The sequence below is a fragment of the Corynebacterium sp. HMSC056F09 genome (genome assembly GCF_001815785.1).
In the GTDB taxonomy this organism is placed as follows: Bacteria; Actinomycetota; Actinomycetes; order Mycobacteriales; family Mycobacteriaceae; genus Corynebacterium; species Corynebacterium hiratae.
Window position 1 is genome coordinate 1 of record NZ_KV821940.1, and the last position, 17,810, is coordinate 17,810.

At 52.2% G+C, this 17,810-nt stretch carries 12 protein-coding genes; 2 read left to right on the forward strand and 10 right to left on the reverse strand.

Annotated elements, in window-relative coordinates:
• The first annotated feature begins 140 nt into the window (after positions 1-140).
• A complete protein-coding gene (locus HMPREF3056_RS07175) occupies positions 141-719 on the forward strand; it encodes a hypothetical protein (protein ID WP_070754420.1) in 579 nt (192 codons plus the stop codon).
• A gap of 9 nt (positions 720-728) precedes the next feature.
• Here the strand turns inward: HMPREF3056_RS07175 and HMPREF3056_RS07180 are convergent, their stop codons facing one another.
• The gene (locus tag HMPREF3056_RS07180; protein WP_246822479.1) at positions 729-2,126 is read right to left on the reverse strand and encodes an APC family permease; all 1,398 of its coding nucleotides are present in this window, start codon (positions 2,124-2,126) and stop codon (positions 729-731) included.
• 348 nt (positions 2,127-2,474) lie between these two features.
• Between HMPREF3056_RS07180 and HMPREF3056_RS07185 the strand changes: the two genes are divergently transcribed.
• Positions 2,475-3,845, forward strand: coding sequence for a hypothetical protein (locus tag HMPREF3056_RS07185; protein ID WP_070754422.1), 1,371 nt, complete (start codon positions 2,475-2,477; stop codon positions 3,843-3,845).
• On the opposite strand, the gene HMPREF3056_RS07190 is transcribed toward HMPREF3056_RS07185, so the two are convergent.
• From HMPREF3056_RS07190 to HMPREF3056_RS07230, 9 genes are all read right to left on the reverse strand, one after another.
• On the reverse strand, positions 3,832-5,505 hold the full coding sequence (locus tag HMPREF3056_RS07190; protein WP_141759853.1) for a heparinase II/III domain-containing protein: 1,674 nt from the start codon (positions 5,503-5,505) through the stop codon (positions 3,832-3,834). The genes HMPREF3056_RS07185 and HMPREF3056_RS07190 overlap by 14 nt on opposite strands.
• A gap of 174 nt (positions 5,506-5,679) precedes the next feature.
• Positions 5,680-7,518 (reverse strand): asparagine synthetase B family protein, encoded by a 1,839-nt coding sequence (locus tag HMPREF3056_RS07195; RefSeq protein ID WP_070754424.1) that lies wholly within the window; start codon positions 7,516-7,518, stop codon positions 5,680-5,682.
• 64 nt (positions 7,519-7,582) lie between these two features.
• Positions 7,583-10,084, reverse strand: coding sequence for a glycosyltransferase family 4 protein (locus HMPREF3056_RS07200; protein WP_168167374.1), 2,502 nt, complete (start codon positions 10,082-10,084; stop codon positions 7,583-7,585).
• A gap of 70 nt (positions 10,085-10,154) precedes the next feature.
• Positions 10,155-12,272, reverse strand: a complete 2,118-nt coding sequence (locus HMPREF3056_RS07205; RefSeq protein ID WP_141759854.1) for a glycosyltransferase family 4 protein — start codon at positions 12,270-12,272, stop codon at positions 10,155-10,157.
• Positions 12,273-13,658, reverse strand: a complete 1,386-nt coding sequence (locus HMPREF3056_RS07210) for a glycosyltransferase family 4 protein (protein ID WP_070754427.1) — start codon at positions 13,656-13,658, stop codon at positions 12,273-12,275. It lies immediately after the preceding gene.
• Between the two features lie 39 nt (positions 13,659-13,697).
• A complete protein-coding gene (locus tag HMPREF3056_RS07215) occupies positions 13,698-14,984 on the reverse strand; it encodes a nucleotide sugar dehydrogenase (protein ID WP_070754428.1) in 1,287 nt (428 codons plus the stop codon).
• A gap of 9 nt (positions 14,985-14,993) precedes the next feature.
• Positions 14,994-15,989: a Gfo/Idh/MocA family protein gene (locus tag HMPREF3056_RS07220; protein WP_070754429.1), complete on the reverse strand. Its 996-nt coding sequence runs from the start codon at positions 15,987-15,989 to the stop codon at positions 14,994-14,996.
• Complete coding sequence (locus HMPREF3056_RS07225; RefSeq protein ID WP_070754430.1) at positions 15,989-17,089, reverse strand: DegT/DnrJ/EryC1/StrS family aminotransferase; 1,101 nt, start codon at positions 17,087-17,089, stop codon at positions 15,989-15,991. The genes HMPREF3056_RS07220 and HMPREF3056_RS07225 overlap by 1 nt, the downstream gene beginning before the upstream one ends.
• Entirely contained in the window at positions 17,082-17,684 is a 603-nt protein-coding gene (locus tag HMPREF3056_RS07230; protein ID WP_070754431.1) for an acyltransferase, read from the reverse strand. The genes HMPREF3056_RS07225 and HMPREF3056_RS07230 overlap by 8 nt, the downstream gene beginning before the upstream one ends.
• Between the last annotated feature and the right edge of the window lie 126 nt (positions 17,685-17,810).

Genomic DNA, 17,810 nt, shown 5'->3' on the forward strand with positions numbered 1-17,810 from the left:
CCGTGTCCAAAAAGTCGCTAGACATCACAAGTCTAGTGCTAAAGCGTGCGGTCAGCGCCGTGCTTGCCGACGCTTCTTCCCACCAATCTGACCACATCAAACCCAGGACACAGCGTTTTTCTAGGACTACAGTTTCCGCTATGCACAAACTCTCTTCTCTCACCCTCGCCGTCGCAACGGCATTCGCTCTCTCCGCATGCAGCGACAATGACCCGATGACGTCCGAGACCCCAGACACCACCACCGAAGAAACAACAACGGCTGAAGAATCCACGACGCCAGAAAGCCCAGACAGCTCTTCAAGCACCAGCGAGGAAGACGAAGGCCCCTCCCCCACCCGAGCTGACGAGCAGCAGGAAGAAGAATCCGACGAGCAGACCATCAATGCCAGCCAAGTCGGCGGCGACTGCGGCGTGACATCAGAGGGCGACACAATCTTCGCCGGCAGCGCTACCTCTTGTGAGTTTGCCGCAGCCATGTTTGGACCTGCCAAGAATGCCAGCTACGCCCTCTACCAAGCAGACCCCACGGTCAATCCCCTCTACACCGCGAACATCACGGCAAAGAGCCCCGTTACCGGTGAGAGCTACCAGCTCACCTGTCAGATCGGTAGCGATCTAGCCGGCCTGAGTTGCCGCAAACCTGGTGATAACAGCGTGCTCGCCATCTTCACCTCGGATGCCCGCGACTGGCTGCAGCGACTCAACGCTACCGACTAACCACCCCAGCTATTCCAGAATCAACGACGCCGTCTCCTCCGGCGGCACATCTTTCAGCTGACGGCTCTTGATGGTCCACGATGCCAACCCCAATACAATCCAGACCACCAGCGCGATGAGCGGAGCCGTTCCCAGCATGCCAGGCGAGCCCGGAACGAAGAGCAGTGCCAAGAACCCGATGGAGAGGATGCAACCAGCCAGCGCGAAGTACTCGTAGAACTTGTTCGGCGCAATCGGCTTGGACATTCCGGAGACCTGCCCGGTGCGCGCAATCTTCCAGGCACAGAAGCAGGTATAGAAATACGCCACCGTAATGCCGGCACTGGACATGTCGACGACCCACGTCAACGCTGCGCGCCCGAACCACGGGGTCACCAAGCACACCGCACACACCAAGAGAATCGCATTGCGCGGGGCGTGCTGCTTGCCCTTGAGCTCACCCAGGCGGCGCGGGACCAAGTTCGCCCGCCCCAGCGTAAACAGCACACGACTTGCCGCCGTGTAGAAACCATTAAGGCCTGTCAGCACACCCGCGCTCACCGCGACGACCATGAGCACCAAACCTGCCGGCCCCATTACCTCACTGATGGCGGCTGCCGGTGGCCATGCCTCCCCTTCGAAAGCATCGTGACGGGTTCCCACAGCGATGGAGGTTGACAGCATCATCGCCATATAGATAACCGTCGCGACAGCAATCCCCCATAGCAGAAGACCCAGCGCCTTCCGCGGAGAGAAGTTAAACTCGCCCGCCAGCTGAGGAATGGAATCAAAGCCCACATAAGCCCACGGGGCAAAAGCGATGATGGTCGCCACCGCCGCAGCCGGCGGCACATCTACAGGAAAAGCGGGAGCAAGCTCCGGGCGCTCGGCGACGTAATAGATCACCATCGACGCCACGATAACCACCACCGCGAGGATCATGAGTACCACGGCAAAGAACTGGAACCGGCCCGAAAGCGCAGCACCCTTGGAGTTCAGCCACGCGAACCCAATGATAAACAGTGAGCAGATGGCTACTTCGGGCAGATAGATGGTCCACCCGGCGACGTCGTAAAGCGCGCCCCGCATGACCAATTCAGGGAAGGTGACGCGGAAGACGAGCGTGACCGCCGACGCATTCAACGCAACAACACACGAGTACCCTAGCGTCAGCGCCCACCCTGCGATAAACGCATGAGTCCGGCCGAGTGCGGCCATGGCAAACGCCACGCCACCACCGGTCAGCGGCAGCGCGCGAATGGTAAAGCCATAGCTCAAACCAATAATGGCAATCATCAGACCACCGATGACAAAGCCGATGACCGTTCCACCAAGCCCCGCCTTTTGCATCCAGTCGAACGGCAAGATATAAGCGCCCCAGCCAATCGCCGCACCCAACGCCATGGCAAAGACCCACGAGGGCTTCATCGTTTTCCGCAGTGTCGCATTCTCCGACATGTAGTTTCACTCCAGACAATTCACCTTGAGCGCCAGGACCTTGCGGACGATCCCAGCGCGCGTTTCTGGCAAGTTTAGAGATTCTTGATTAGGGGTGCTGCAGATCTAACTAAATTTCTAATCGAACGTGCTCCACTACTTGGCCCTCTGGTAGTACAGATCACCCAGACGCTGAACAGGACACGAGACTTTCACCTAGCCACGCAGAGCTTGCTTTACGACGCCTCCCCCTTCAGGTTTCCGGGTATTCGCCCCCTCCCAGCGTCAACACGCACTAGACTTCAAAGTCGTCTCATTCATATGCATTAAGGATCTCTCATGCGCCGACCATCCCGCACCGGCAAAGCCCTCGTGGCTCTTGTCCTCACTGCTTCGCTTACCACCGCGCAGGTTTCTGCACCCGCACCTGCACAAGCTCAACAGTTGCCTGCCTTCCAGCTGCCTACCCTGCCTCAGTTCAACGAGGAACAGGTGCGCCAAGCTATCACCGCTCTAGTGGCGCTTGCCGCAGGTATTGGTGGTTTGGCGCTCCTCGCAGGCATCCTTCCAGGAATCGGTTCTTCCCAAAGCCCTACGTCTGCTCCCACCCCGACGGCAAAGCCAACCCCTTCCTCGCAGCCGAGCACAACAGCCGCGCCAACGACCAGCGCGGAGCCCACCACCCCAGCTAAGTCGACCACGAGCGCTCCCGCGGCCCCGACAACGTCCGTGGAACCTTCCTCCGGCTATGCGCAACACGTTGCCGACATCAAGAATCGACTCGCTAACAGCGAGGATAAGGCACCACTCTGGGCTTGGGCAGCACCGCGCGGCCCGCAACTCAACCTCCCCACCCATGAAGGTAGCGGCCAAGCTACTCACCCCTCAGTCCTCTACTTTGAGGACGGGTGGAATGGCTGGAAGTACTGGATGGCTATGACACCGTATCCGGACAGCAATGAATCCGCCGAGGACCCCAACATCATCGTGTCCAACGATGGCTGGACCTGGCAGTCCCCCGAGGGCTTGCCCAAACCCATTGATGACCAGTTGGGCAAGCCCAACCCACACAACTCCGATACTCAGCTCGTCATGGCTCCCAGCGGCGAGATGTACCTGACATGGCGCATGGTGGACCGTCCTAACGGCAAAACCAACAGAATCTTCCTAGTCAAATCGACCGATGGCGTGCACTGGTCAGAAAAGGAAGAAATCTGGTCCGGTGAACCACAGTTCATGTCTCAAGCCCTCATCTGGACTGGCGAAAACTGGCGGCTGTACGGCGTCGACAACCGAATGGGAATCCCGAACAGAATCATCTACTTTGAAAGCGACGATTTGAAGACGTGGTCTGTTCCTCGGTACCCCAATATCGATCCCTACGTGTCCAATGGTGACCGTTGGTGGCACATTGATGTACAGAGGTACAACGGCGAGTACATTGGCCTTGTCCACATCATCCCGAGTGAGACTATCCAAAAGGGCAACCTGTACCTTCTACGCTCCCAAGATGGAATGAACTGGAAGCGCTCAGACACGCCGCTTATCTCTCACGAGGAGTCCGGCTACCCTAACCTTTACAAGTCCGCCCTCGTCCCGCACGGCAGTGGTGACGATCTCACCCTCGAGCTCTTCTACTCTGGATACCGCGAGCACCGCGCTAACTGGCGTATCAACCGCACCACAGCGGAACGCATCAGCGTGGAGTAAGCCCTCGATCTGCGTATCCCCTCTCTATGGGAGCGGATAACGCCCGCACTTTGTGAGATTGGATGTCGAAGTCGAAGAGAAACGTCTGGCTGCCGCGGACGATACGCAGGACACGTTTGCCGGGCCCGTTGTCCTTAAAAGTGTATTCCACCTTATCTTCCGGCTTAGCAACCACCACTGCGGTAAGAACGCAAAAATCTCTGCTGGCACGGCCAAACCCTAGAGTCCACGTATCGGTAGGTTGTTCGTTACGGAAGACGACTCCGCGCCGGCTTTCCCGGTCACCACGGGCCAAATTCACGTCCGTCGGTTCAAAGAAGCGAGAGTCTTCGATTCCGTAGCGGATGAATACCAGCTGTGTTCCATCAACAACGGAGCGGAATCGAACCACCTCATATAGCGAGCCTTCATACTCGAACTCCGGTGCCACGTTCCAACGCTGCTCCGCATAATTTGCAGCGCGTGTGTGCCCGAGACTGTCAGAGACCACGAAAGGGCCGCAGTCTGCGAAACACGTACTTCGTTTCCAGAGAAGGCCTTCCCAAGCGGTGTCCTCTAGGTCAAACGCAGACCACGTATCCTCAACTTGCTTATCCAGCAATCGTGAGGCTGCCTCAGCATTGTGCTCCTTCCCACGCACAGTAAGCACATTATGAGCTAGACGACTCTGGCCATAAAAACGCTGTGGCCCCTTGGTGTAGCCTGGGTGACCAGCGTCAACGATGATGTTTCGTCCGAAGTCCCAATAAGTCAGCGACAAGTGATCGAAATGCCCGTGAATCTGCCGCGGCGGCCCGAAGCGCAGGGTGTAATAGCTCTCCAATTCCTTGGGTCTGAGCTGACCAAACCCGGAGCGTCCAAAGACGTAGCCAGCATCATAAACCTTGACGCGCGGAATCTCAGTCCCAGTTGCACCATTCGAATGTACATATTCCAAGGCTCCACCACGGACAAAACTAGGACGCCGCGGCATCGAGTCGCCTACCTCCACAAAGGTTCCCGCCGGGGTCAAAGAGTGTGCGATGAATTCTTCCAGCGGCCTCTGCTTTGCTTTAAGTTTTTCCACTCCCGGCGCATCAAACATCTCGAGTGCATCCACAGCAGTGCTGCGCAGGCGCTCAATGTAATTCGAGTACTCGGGCGCTTGTTCGTTGATAGCGCCTTCCTCGTCAATCATGACCTCGAGGCAAGCAACGGCGCGCTTGGCGCCAGTCTCCAACATCTCCTCGTTGCTCAGCCTGCTCCCTACGATCATTAGCGCCAGCGCCTGGGACAGCCCATGGTTCCAATAACCATCAAAATGCTTCAACAACCACTGACCGTGGTACGTGATGGCTTCATAAAGCCATTCGTCCTCAGGGTAAAGCTCACTCAGCACGCTTAACGACGCCGCTCTAATCGCAACAGCATGCCCGCCCCAGACGTGTTCATCGTTTTTCCATTCGGGAGTTACGTTATTCGTCTCCCACCAGTGCCAAGCTACAGTGCAAGCAAATTCAACTCCCGAAGCAATAGCGTCGTTCCACTCCGCTTTGGGGCGGTCAACTGCACGATCCACTATGAAATCAATCCAGTTCAACGAGTGCACATAAAACCGTACAGTGGGGTGCAACTCCTGCGACTCAATTTGCGGCCAAAAAGGTTCTTCAGGATCAAACACCACTGCATCGTAAGTGTGAATCACTAGGACCCCACTCAGCAGCTGAGGAATCGAATTTAGACGACCTAGACCACCAGAAATTACAAGAGGACGGCCACGATTTGGTGCACTATAGAGCGACACGGGGCTCCTTTCGGCATGGACAAATGAAATGAAAGACTAGCGGCGCAAAATTCAGCTGACCAACCACTCTTTCGACAGCCAACGCTCCACAAGTAGAGTTCTCAACAAACGAATAGTTAGAATTTTTCGAGGTGCACGGGCCGGATGCATTGCCACCGCTTCCTCCTCACTACACGCGCTCAGCTTTACGATTTTGTCCACAAATTCCGAGTCCAGAATGGACGCGAGGACAGCCCAGCGGTCACTCGAAACCAAGAACTTTGCAGCTGAAGTGATAGGAGTCAAGAAGAAATTAATGAAATCAGGACCATCGTTGCTTAACTTGTGCACTTCATTGTGGAACGGCTTAGGGGCCTGCTTACGCAGCTCGTAGAATTGACCGGAGACACCCTCAAGAGGGGCAGAGGCCTCAAATTTAAAGGCCCCACCTCGCGCAGTGGGGACTTTGAGAGCGTCTTCCCAAATATTCGATACCGCAAGGAAAGCAGATACATTCTGCATCCGATTCAGCGCAGGAAGAACATCGGCGACCGCCACCACTTCTGAATCGCAAAACGGATACATTACCTGGGATTCTGCATCGGCTTGTACCACATGGGGCTGCAAGTAACGAGAAGAGCGGAGATCCCTTCCATGCATATAAAGCAGTTCTAGATTTGTAGTAGCCGATACCGATGCCAACCAGTTGTCGAACACTTCAAAGCTATATTGGTTCAACTCAGGGTTGAGAAGCTTGGCGTTCGTCTTACCAAAACGCCGGTACACGTATTCCAGGGAATTGGCATTAGTCTTGTCCAAGACACCTTTAAACAATGGCCACTGCCCCGCAACCAAGTTCTCACCGATTTCAATAGGTGAAGCATTTTCATACGGCGCAACCAATGCTTCAGAAGGTATGAAACCTTGGGAATCCGCAATCGACTTAAGCATTGAATCAACAAAACTACTAGGCACATTGGCCCCGGGGATTACTGCACGGTGCTTGACTCCAGCAACCTCTGCGAGTTGAGCAGCAACCATTACTTCTTCTGACGTAGCCTCACCCTGTGTTACCGCGGTGACTTCTACTTCTGGCCGATCCCTAAAAAGACCTAGGATTATACGGCTATCAAGTCCTCCCGAAAGACGCAGCTGAACATGATCAGTCCCTCGTCTATCTAATGCACGCTCAGTGGCGTTCAAGAAGGCTTGCGAAAGCTCATCAGCTCCGGTAAACCAGCGATTATCCTTCTCTTCCAAACAGATCTCCGCCTGTTGCGGAGCTGCTCCGATTCGAATCGCACCCCCCACAACACGGAGGGAAGACCTCGGTGCGAGAGTTTTAACACCGCGAAAGGGCGTAACCCCCGATACTGAGTAGCCAAAATTCAAATATTCATAGGCGTAGTTCTCATCAAGCTGTACACGAGAAGAATCTCCATCACTCATCGCCAACGCGATGAATAATGGGCGATTGGAAATATACGTGAAATGTGCATCTTGACCATAGTGGATGGCTTCTAATGCTGGGACCGTATTCCAAGCGAATACACGGTTGGTATTTTTGTCTCCCATAATCGCCGCGTAGCTTCCCCACACAGGCTGCGCAAAGCGAAGGTCACCGGCACGCGTAGAAACTGCTTCAATGAGAGATGCCGAATGCAGAGGGCTTGTCGCAAATGCCCAGCGCCCCTTTTTTAAGGCAAAACACGGTTTTTTAGCCTGCGATTGCGATTGCCAAATTACGGAGGTCGTCCCGCCCATGCCCAAATTGCGTACAGCCTGTGCCTTCGCCAAGTATCTCTTTCCGAGATATTTCGATATCTCAGGCAGCACTGTATCGAGTTTGTGCTCGATCTCTTCGGAGTTGTCGTTCTGCCAGTTTCGAGGGATAATCGTTAGATTTAACATGAGCGAGCACCTTTGAGGACGTATTTTTCCAATCGCTTAATTCAATAAGAGTCAGTTTCAGACTTTAATTGTGGGAAGCAAATGGTTTTTCAAGCTTAGCGAGATATTCGAGGTATTCCGAAAGTTGTTCTTGGCTGGTCCCACAAGCATCACCGGCGTCGTTGCCGTTCTGTGAAACAAGCGCGCTTGCCACGCTACGAATCTGAGCATCGATTGAGGCTGGAGATATCGGTAAGTACGGCGGCAAGGATTCTAGCTGACCGAGAATACCAGGATCATACGATGCCAAAACGGGAATCCCCTTCTGCATGGCAAGCAGGGCCGCCGACGTATGGAATCCGCTACCAATCCGATCAATCAGAATTGAGATGCTCTGACTGCATCCTCCATTTTCATTGACCTCAACAAATTCGAAAAAGCTGTTATTCTCGCGTAGCTGTTTGAGAGCCGACATCACCGGTTCCGGCCTCTTATCAGATAAGATTCCGATACGAATTGGTTCAACCGACTGAAGATCCTGCCGCACCATCGAGGTTTGGTCGAGATTGAAATTCGGAAGCCAGACTGATGGAAGTCCGAGCTTCAAAACTCCCGGCGAGGTAGAAATCAGCTTTGCATCGCGGTCTCTAAGAATTTTACGCGCGGTTTCGCGGTTAGCTGCGAGACGAACCAGAATCGATTTGTCGAGGGACTCCCAGTGGCTCCCAGGGATTAGCGCCATTTCTTCATATGGATCAGCTAGCTGATCGTCCGACACGAAAGCATAAAGGCCGATTCCTGAACGCCCCAATTGGTGTCTTAGGTTGGTGCCAGTCCCCAATGTTTCTTCGAAGAGCGGTTCATAGTCTAGGGTCACCAGGTAATCCGCTGTTTTTAGGAGGAGATTCCATGTACGCAATTGTTCCTCGACAGCGCCATAAGCTTTACCCAAAAGATGCCATTCGAGCGGACTCTGTTGTAAGTAAATCTTTCCTTTCCAAGCTAACGCAACGTTTTCATCAATAGTGGTCAGTAGACGGCGTAAGGGGTACGTCTGGTTAAGCATTCCTCGTCGGAAAGGAGGGACCTCAACTGACAAGTCCAAGTTTGTCCCGTCCTTGTCCGGCGTTGAAGCAAACTGCTGCCATATTTTCCCGAGGACAACCTCCTGGGACTCCCAAGAATGGTCCTTCCGAATCAGCTCAACTCGCTCTTTAAAACGTGGGAGATCGTGGAGGACTTCTCCAACAGCCTTAGCAAAGGAGTACGGGTTTCGCTCCTCATGAACCCAGCCAACGTTCGTTTCCCGGATAAAGGAGCCTTGGGCCTGCAGATCCGTGCCTACTATAGGCAGACCAGCCTGAATATATTCACGAATTTTTGTCGCCAACGCCTGATGATGCGCCTTAGTTCCGTACAAGGGACTCAGGCCAATATCTGCGCTGGAAACGTAGCTCGTAACGTGCTTGGAAGGAACATAATCCACAATATGGACCCTGTCAGAGACTTTATGTTTCTTTGCTAGCTTCTCAATTTCCGCGCGCGGCGCCTTGTCCTTTGACCCTACGAAAGCAAGATGCACGTTAGGCAGCAAAGGCATCGCCTCTACAGCCGTAAAAATACCGCGACGCTCGGCCAGTTTGCCTACGTAAACCAGCAAGGGTTCATCTCCGAGACCGAGTTCCTCACGCAAGGATTGGCGGTCTAAGTCAGGATTCAAAATTCTGGCACTGCTAGGCGCATTAACTACGACGCTTGGCGTTTGCTCTAGATGATGGCGTGCCTGTAGTTTATCTGCGAGTTGAGCTGAGACCGTAATGACATGATTTGCATATTGAATCATCTCTGATTCGAGAGCCAGCCAACCATAGCGGTGCCCCGCCGGTCCACTAAATCTCTGACCAGGCAAATACTCATGGGCATCATAGATCCATGGAACAAAGACACCGTCTCTCAGCCTCTCCTCCTGGTATAGCTTCGCAGCCGACATTGGGTGTCTATCGTGCACATGGATGATGTCTGGTTGTAGTTCCCGGAACGCGCGAAGGAACAACTCTTCAAATCCGCCGATTTGAGGCCAGAGTTCGATGGCTTGCCCTGGCTGACCACTGCGAAGCCACTGGCCCAAGTTCTGCTTATTCAACTTTGCGCGAACCCAGCTTTCACGGACATCAATGACTTTCTGAAATACTGGAGCCAGTTTTTCATTAACGTCAACGGTTTTCTCGAGACGCTGACCAAAGCGGCTTGGCGCAACTAGACGGGGCAAATTTCGTATCGAGAGGACAAAGCCAACTTTTTCCTCGGTCTTTGACTTTAAGTTAGCAACTTCATTCCTAATCCTCTCGTTTTCTTGGTCGATATAGTCCTCGGCCCCCATTTCCTCCTTCGGCTGACGACGGCGCCATTCAAGGTACTGACTCCAATCCGGAACGAGCCGATAAATGGGAATACGCTCGTAGGAGCCAAGCATGCTAACATCTCGCTGTTTCATGCCTACAATGACAACTTCATAGCCTTGGTCACGAGCGCTCACGGCCATCTTTTCAACGCGCGAATCGCCTTCAACGGTGTTTCCAACAGCCATAACCATTAGGGGCTTCAACTTAACTCCCATGACTTAAATATCTCGTTCAACGTATCCATGCAAAATAGGGTTAGCGCAGTTCTCGTTCTGCAGTCACCGCTAGTGCTTGTATCTTTTTGAGCCTCTCAGCCCAGCTGTGTTTTTGCCAGATTTCCTGCCAAGAAACATGGTTATCTTCTGCAGCGACCCGTGCCATTGTCGCTGTAACCTCGCCGCTCTCATATCCAGTTGCAAAAGTTACCCCTAACGGGCCAAACAACCTGTTAACGGGAGAATCCCTAAAGCAAAGGATGGTAAAGCCCTTTTCCAGATAAGAAACAGACTTGTACGGAAAAGCACCTTTTCCGTAATCCGACTCCAGAAGGAGAACTCCGCAAGCTCTCTCTGTCAACGGTCGATACCCATTGAAATCGCCATTTAACACTCGGACGAAAGGTGACTCTGAGATCCCTAGCTCTTCCAACTGACCAATGAGCGCCTGTTGTTCCTGAGGGCGAACAATAAAATCAAAATACACTCGACCGAAACCACTCGATGACGAATTCTCATCTAAAAGGATCGAAGCTACAGCTGTTAGGTACGCGTCCATCCGGTACGCACTTCCAATTCCGCCCGAGTAGACGAATGTCGTTCCTTCCTGCGGACCGCGAGACAGGGCGCAAGCTGACTCGGTTACCCCGGGAGGAAGCTCATCATCTACGAATGAAACTTCACAATTCGATTCAAGAAGTGTTTCAAACATCCTCTTGCTTTCAAGAGAAGGCGCTACGAACGAACCGAAAGAATCGCCCAATCGAGTCAGCTCAAAGATGCCGGAAGCCAGCACAGCTGCGGACGGGCCATCCGGGAACATGCTTGAATCCAGCCAATGGAGATCTCGCACAAACCATAGACTCGGAGTCCGAGATATTGAAGAGGCTAGGTCGACCAATCTATAGGCCTGGATGATAACATCTCGGTTTTGTACTGGGTTTGTTGAATTCTCGCCGTATATCAGTACGCAGCGCTTACCCGAATTGAGCCAATCCTCGACGAGTCTAAAACGCCGCTCGAGGAACTTAGTTGTCATCCCTATTTGGAGCGTCAGCCAATTATCCGCCATTTCTAAATAGAGATTACGAATTCTTTGGGGCCGAGCACCATTAGAGCGGTTTTCAACCGCGGCTACGGAGAAAAACAGGCTGAATTCTTCGAAATCACCGTAGTCCTCCCAATAGCGGGGAAGATCCTTTTCCATTATCTGGTCAATTATCGCGAACAGACTTCGCCCATGACTCTGGCTCCCCATAGATGAACTACGACCCGCGTCACTTGGTTGGCCGTACTCGTGAACAAGCTTGTCAACGCCACATACGGAAAGAAAGCTTTGGCTTCTCGCTAGGAGCCTCATTTCAATACGTTCTGCAGCGTAGCAACGTCCCATGCCCCCGTTATGAGAAGCGGCTACTGCAAGAGAGTCTGCGTCACCGCCGACGAAGAATAGGCTAGAAAATTCTCTTCCACGTAAACGCAGAACGTTACGGAAAGACCTTCCCATGGTAAAGTCCTTATACCAGAAGAAGGAATTCGACGAAATGACCCGTACTTTCTTCCCCTCAACCTCAAGTGCCTCACCGAGTTTGCTAACCGCATACTCGATATCCAAAACCGAGGCGTAGTTCTCATCCGTGTCGACAACGACACCAACTACGTCGGAGCTTTCGTCGAGCATTTCTGTACCGCACGAGGAATCTGCTAGGTTCCACAAGAAGTGGGGTGCGGTTGAGCCGAGACTAACCGCTTTGCTCATCTCCCACTCATTTAGGAACACTAACCCAGCAGCAGAGTCGGCGAGCTGTTCAAACGCGACCAACTTAGCCTTATTTCTCCTCGCGCTAAAGTCAAGCTCACCAGGCTGAAGTACCGAAACAACTGTTCGCCGGTCAAGGTTCTTTGCTGCAAACAGGCTTGGCCAAATTCCTATGCCGATAACATAGCCAATGCCGAATGCAGTTAGCATGTCCTCGAACCACTTGGCAGAAGGCAAGTCTCCGTCTGCATTTAGCCATGCCGGAACTGGATTTGTAGCTCCATATAATTTACGTTCTTTTACGTTAAGAACGATCGGAGTGTATCCGGAGGCTTCTATCTCTCCCAGCACTAAGCCAATTAGCGGGCCAATTCTGTTTACAACGACTAAAACATTCACTTAGAGCCCCATCGAGTCTTTTCCTAGTAGTATTTCCATCTCTTTTGTCACAGTGTTTGACGGGCCGCTTTGTGCGCGAACACGTTGCGCTGCATTTCTCGACATTGCGAGAAAGCGCTCTGGCGATTCAAACAAGGCAACAATTTTTTCTATGGCACCTGGAATGTTCGATTCTTCGAACTGAATAGCACAAGAGTCATCGACAAACTCCGGTATAGCCGTCACTGGGTTGGTTATTGGAACTAGTCCCGAGCTCATTGCCTCGTCGCGGGAAACCCCTTGGGTGTCGAAGCGTGAAGGAACTAGGAACAATCCATGTTCCTTGTGTAAATCTGCGATTTCTTGTTGAGAAATGAACCCGCGTTGAACACGCACATTCGGCTGCTTTTGTAATTCATCAAACTCGCTAAAGTGCTGCCCATCTCCGATAATTGTTATCTGCAGCTTATCCCAGTAGATGGTGTCTTTCAGCGAACGCAAGACTGCTGCCGCAATGTCAGCACCATAGTTAAATGCGTGAGCACTGCGCACCCAAAGAATCTTAAATCTTTGGTCAGCGTCCTTCTCTTCGTAGGAAAATATTTTGCCATCAATTACGTTATGAACAATTGCACTACGAGATTGGTTAAATCGTATTCCTAAGTCTTCCCCAGCTGCGGTGCGCCACCAATCGGAAACAAAGAAGAACTTGTCTACTTTAGAATTTGAAGCAGTTAATTCTTTCCAAAGATCTTCGTTCCGAAGCGACTTCTCAATACGACCATTCAACACCTTTGGGTCTCGGATGCCGTACGGTAAACGGCTCCAATTTCGTACTTCATACCCATGAACGAAAACCGCCAGTGGGATATCTTCAGGAATCACTTTTTTGATGACCTGCCACATTTCCGAATTCATAAAATGAACGCTTACGGAGGCGTATTCATAGATAGACAGCAGTCCGATGAGTTCATTTACATAACCTGAAAGGACAGGAACACCATCGTAAATGTAAACGTCTGGCTTTACTCTTTTCCCGAAAGCAACGACGTCAACATCAAAACCGGATTCTTGATAGAGCTTAACGCGCCTATGAACAAATCCGTTCGCATACTGTTTGTCGGCGGAAGGATACTCGTTGGCCAGAACAAGGTGTCGACGTCGAGGGAGCTCGCCCTCCAAGTTCTCTCTCGAAAACTGTCTGACGAAACAGTACTCTTCCCTATTCCGTAGATCGGTCAGCGATACGCGATCCATGCCCTCCCCTACGCTGAAGCTCGGTCGCTGCTTCTTCAAAAATGCATTCTCATTGAGCAATCGAGTTATCAGCTCTTGTGCCCCAATAGTACGCGGCATTGGGCGTTCTACGAACGATTGTTCATAGTATTTATCGCTGGTTCCGATCATGATGCTTTGACTCTTGCTTTGATTTCGTGACAGAGAGAATTACCCGATAGTTAAACGCGGAGTTCCATTCCACTTTTCAGCGTCCGTTATCCTACGACCATCGAAAATTGCTCGGATTCCAGGAAAGTCCTCGGGTGAAATAGATTTGTACTCGTCATGGTCGGCCTGCACGATGACAGCGTCGACCGATTCGCCAAGCTGATAGGCATTCCATCCAAAATCGTTAAGTTCTGCCGCGTTGTACATCGGATCATGCACGACGACATCCGCGTTTCGCTCACGGAGTGCCTCCACTGTCGCGAATACACCGGAAAAAGCGGTTTCCTTTACCCCACCTCGGTAAGATGCGCCCAGAACAGCCACCTTCAGCCCGCTGAGATCTCCAAGTAGGTTGGCGAGCTGATTAACACAGTATTCAGGCATAGTTGCGTTAAACTTACGAGCTTCTCGCACTACTGAGGCATCCTTGTCGGTCGACAAATACAGGCGCGGATAAACCGGAATACAGTGCCCACCGACGGCAATACCCGGGCGATGAATATGGCTGAAAGGCTGCGAATTACACGCATCAATCACCTTGTAAACGTCAATACCAGCCGCATCTGCGTACACCGCGAACTGATTAGCCAATCCAATATTCACGTCGCGATAGGTGGTTTCGGCAAGCTTAGCCATCTCGGCAGCTTCGGCTGTCCCCATATCCCAGACCCCGTTGTCACGGGGTAGATCAGGACGCTCATCGAACTGAAGGACTTCTTCGTAGAATTCCATTCCCTTGCGCGTTCCCTCATCGGAAAGGCCGCCGACGAGTTTCGGATACCGCCGCAGATCCTCGAATACACGACCTGTGAGTACTCGCTCTGGGCTAAAAACAAGGTCAAAGTCCTTGCCTTCTTGCAATCCAGAGATTTCTTCGATCATTGGCTTCCAACGATTGCGTGTGGTACCAACAGGCAAAGTTGTCTCGTAAGAAATTAGAGTATCGGGGGTCAGGTGTTCGGCAAGTGACTTGGTAGCTTGATCCATCCAATTGAAGTCGGGCTCCCACGTCTCATCGTTAACGAACAATGGCACGACGAGAACGATGGCGTCTGCTTGCGGGATCGCTTCAGAGTATTCAGTAGTTGCACGCAGCTTTCCTGCTGGCACAAGTTCCTTTAGATACTCGTCAAGGTGCTTTTCCCCAGGAAAAGGCTCCCGAGCTTGGTTGATGGTGTCTACCAGTTCTTTGTTTATATCCACGCCAACGACATTGTGGCCGGATTTCGCAAATTGGACGGCGAGTGGCAACCCGATCTTGCCAAGTGCTACGACTGCGATATTCATCTTTTTCTCCTACAGGTTCATTTCCAAGAGACGGTGTGTGCTTGCGGATTCCAAGACGCTTTCAACGACCTTCATCGTGTTCAAAGCTTCTGCCATCGTTACGATTTTCCCGCTCTCACCGAGAATCGCATCACGGAAATTCTCGTGTTCCACGGCAAGCGGCTCTCGTTTATTCAAGGCATAGCGTGTAACGGTTCCCTCGGACACTCCGCGGAAATTGCTCACTTGGTCCCACTCAATCGGGTCAACCCCGTTTTCATAGTAGGTCAGGTCACCCATAACCGTTTCAGCTACCAAAGCACCGTTTTCACCCACAACAACAGTCTGACGGTCCTTGAATGGAGTAAGCCAATTGACCAGGTGATTAACGATAACCCCGTTCTCCAGCTCCCCTGCTACAGATACCATGTCTTCGAATTCGCGGCCTGCGCGATGTGCGGTAGTCGCAGAAATGCGTGCGTAATTTGAATCAGCGACCCAAGCAGTAAGGTCAATATCGTGCGTTGCGAGGTCTTTTACGACGCCTACGTCGGAGATGCGAGCAGGAAAGGGAGACTGCCGACGGGTAGATACTTGGTAGACCTCACCCAAAAGTCCTTCGGCGATCTTTTTCCGCATCTCAAGCAGAGCCGGATTACAACGTTCCACGTAACCTACAGCACCCACCAAACCTTTTTCCGAAAACGTCTTGACCATCGTTTCAGCCTCTCCGAGCGTATTGGCCAGAGGCTTCTCAACCAGCGTATGCACGCCAGCATCGGCAAGAGCCATAGCAACGTGGTAATGGTGAGCCGTAGGTACAGCAACTACTGCTGCATCGATGTCGTGCGCAAGAAGCTGCTCAACGTTTTCATAAACTGGCAGTCCCTCGGCGACTCCGAACTTATCTCCAAATGGATCAGCAAGAGCCACGAGGTCGACTCCATCCAAGGACCGAACGTTTCGGACATGGTGGCGTCCCATTGAACCTAGTCCGATAACCGCATACCGCAAGATATCGCTCATTAGGCACCAGCCTTTGCTAGCTCGTTTACGGCATTCACGATGCGTTCAAGGTCGTTTTCCGACAGAGTCGGGTGCACTGGCAGAGACAAGCACTCCTTTGCTGCGGCTGCAGTTTCTGGTAGTGCCAAACCTTCAGCGAAATGCTTGAGCGACTCGAGCTCGTGGTTAGGAATCGGATAATATACACCCGAACCAATCTGATACTCGTCACGGAGGGCTCGCATGAAGCCATCCCTGTCTTCAGCTATTCGAATCGTGTATTGATGGTAGACGTGAGTAGCCTTCTCATGGACCTTCGGAACCTCCACACCTGTAATGTTGGTGCTTAGAAATTCTGCATTCTTCTGCCGGGTAGCAGTCCAACCCGGCAACTTTTTGAGCTGGACACGGCCAATTGCTGCATGAACATCGGTCATTCGGTTGTTGTATCCAACCACTTCGTTCCGGTAGCGTTCTTCCATTCCTTGATTTCGGTAAAGCCGTACCCTGCGGAGGAATTCTTCATCCTTGGAAGAGACAAAACCGCCTTCAGCGGAAGTCATGTTCTTGGTCGGGTAAAAGCTGAATGCACCAAACAGGCCCATCGTTCCGACGAACTTACCGTCCCAAGTTGCCATGTGGGCCTGAGCACAGTCTTCTAGGAGGAGAACATCGTGCTTTTGAGCTAGTCCAAGGAGCCCCGCCATATTCGCAGGATGGCCATAAAGGTGTACTGGCATGATCGCCTTCGTACGGTCGGTAATCCTTGTCTCCACGTCTTTAGGGTCAAGGGTGAAGTACTCATCAATGTCGGCGAACACAGGCTTCGCGCCCGTTGCTGCGACAGAGTTAGCAGTCGCTGCAAAGGTGAAAGACGGCACAATAACTTCATCCCCTGGGCCAATTCCCGCGGCCAACAAACCGAGGTGCAGGGCCGACGTACCAGAATTCACCGTTACGCCAGGAACTCCATTTAATGCATCTTGAGAGAACTCTTCCTCGAATCGGGCAGTCTCGGGCCCTTGGGCAATCATACCGCTAAGCAGAACCTTGTCGACCGCCTCGCGCTCTTCATCGCCAATAATGGGTTTTGCCGCAGGAATAAAACTCTTATCAGTCATTTTTAACTTTCAACTCTCCGTCTAGCTCAATGTATTTTTGCCCAGTCTTGGGGCACGTAAAAGTACTCTCTTTGCCTTCAACAGGTACCAGCTTGTGGCCAGCCTTCCCCACCCAACCAATCTGTTTGGCCGGAGTTCCAGCGACCAAGGCAAACGCTGGTACGTCTTTGACCACAGTTGAACCCGCAGCAACCAGCGACCAAGGGCCAATTTCAACTGGAGCCACCAAAACGCTTCTGGCTCCGATAGCTGCACCCTCACGTACCGTCACGCCAACTGGTTCCCAATCGCTCGCGCTCTTCAATGACCCGTCTTCATTAATCGCACGAGGATATTGATCATTGGTTAGAACTACTGCCGGCCCGATAAACACACCATTTTCCAGCTTTGCCGGCTCATAAACAAGTGCTAGATTCTGAATCTTGCAATTGTCACCTATTTCGACGCCTTCGCCAATATAGGCGGCCCGCCCGACAATACAGTTTTTTCCGATCTTGGCGTTTTCTCTCACCTGCACTAGGTGCCAAATTGAAGTTCCGTCGCCGATTTGCGCATCAACCGAAACCTCAGCCGATTCAACGATACGTGGAGCCACAGTTCTCCCTACTTTTCATCTTGCCTTCATCCCACAGCAACACCAATTACGCCTAGGCGTTGGGATTACACCATAGTAGTACATGGAAGCATTCGATTCTTCACGAGCCACCACTTCACTTGCGAA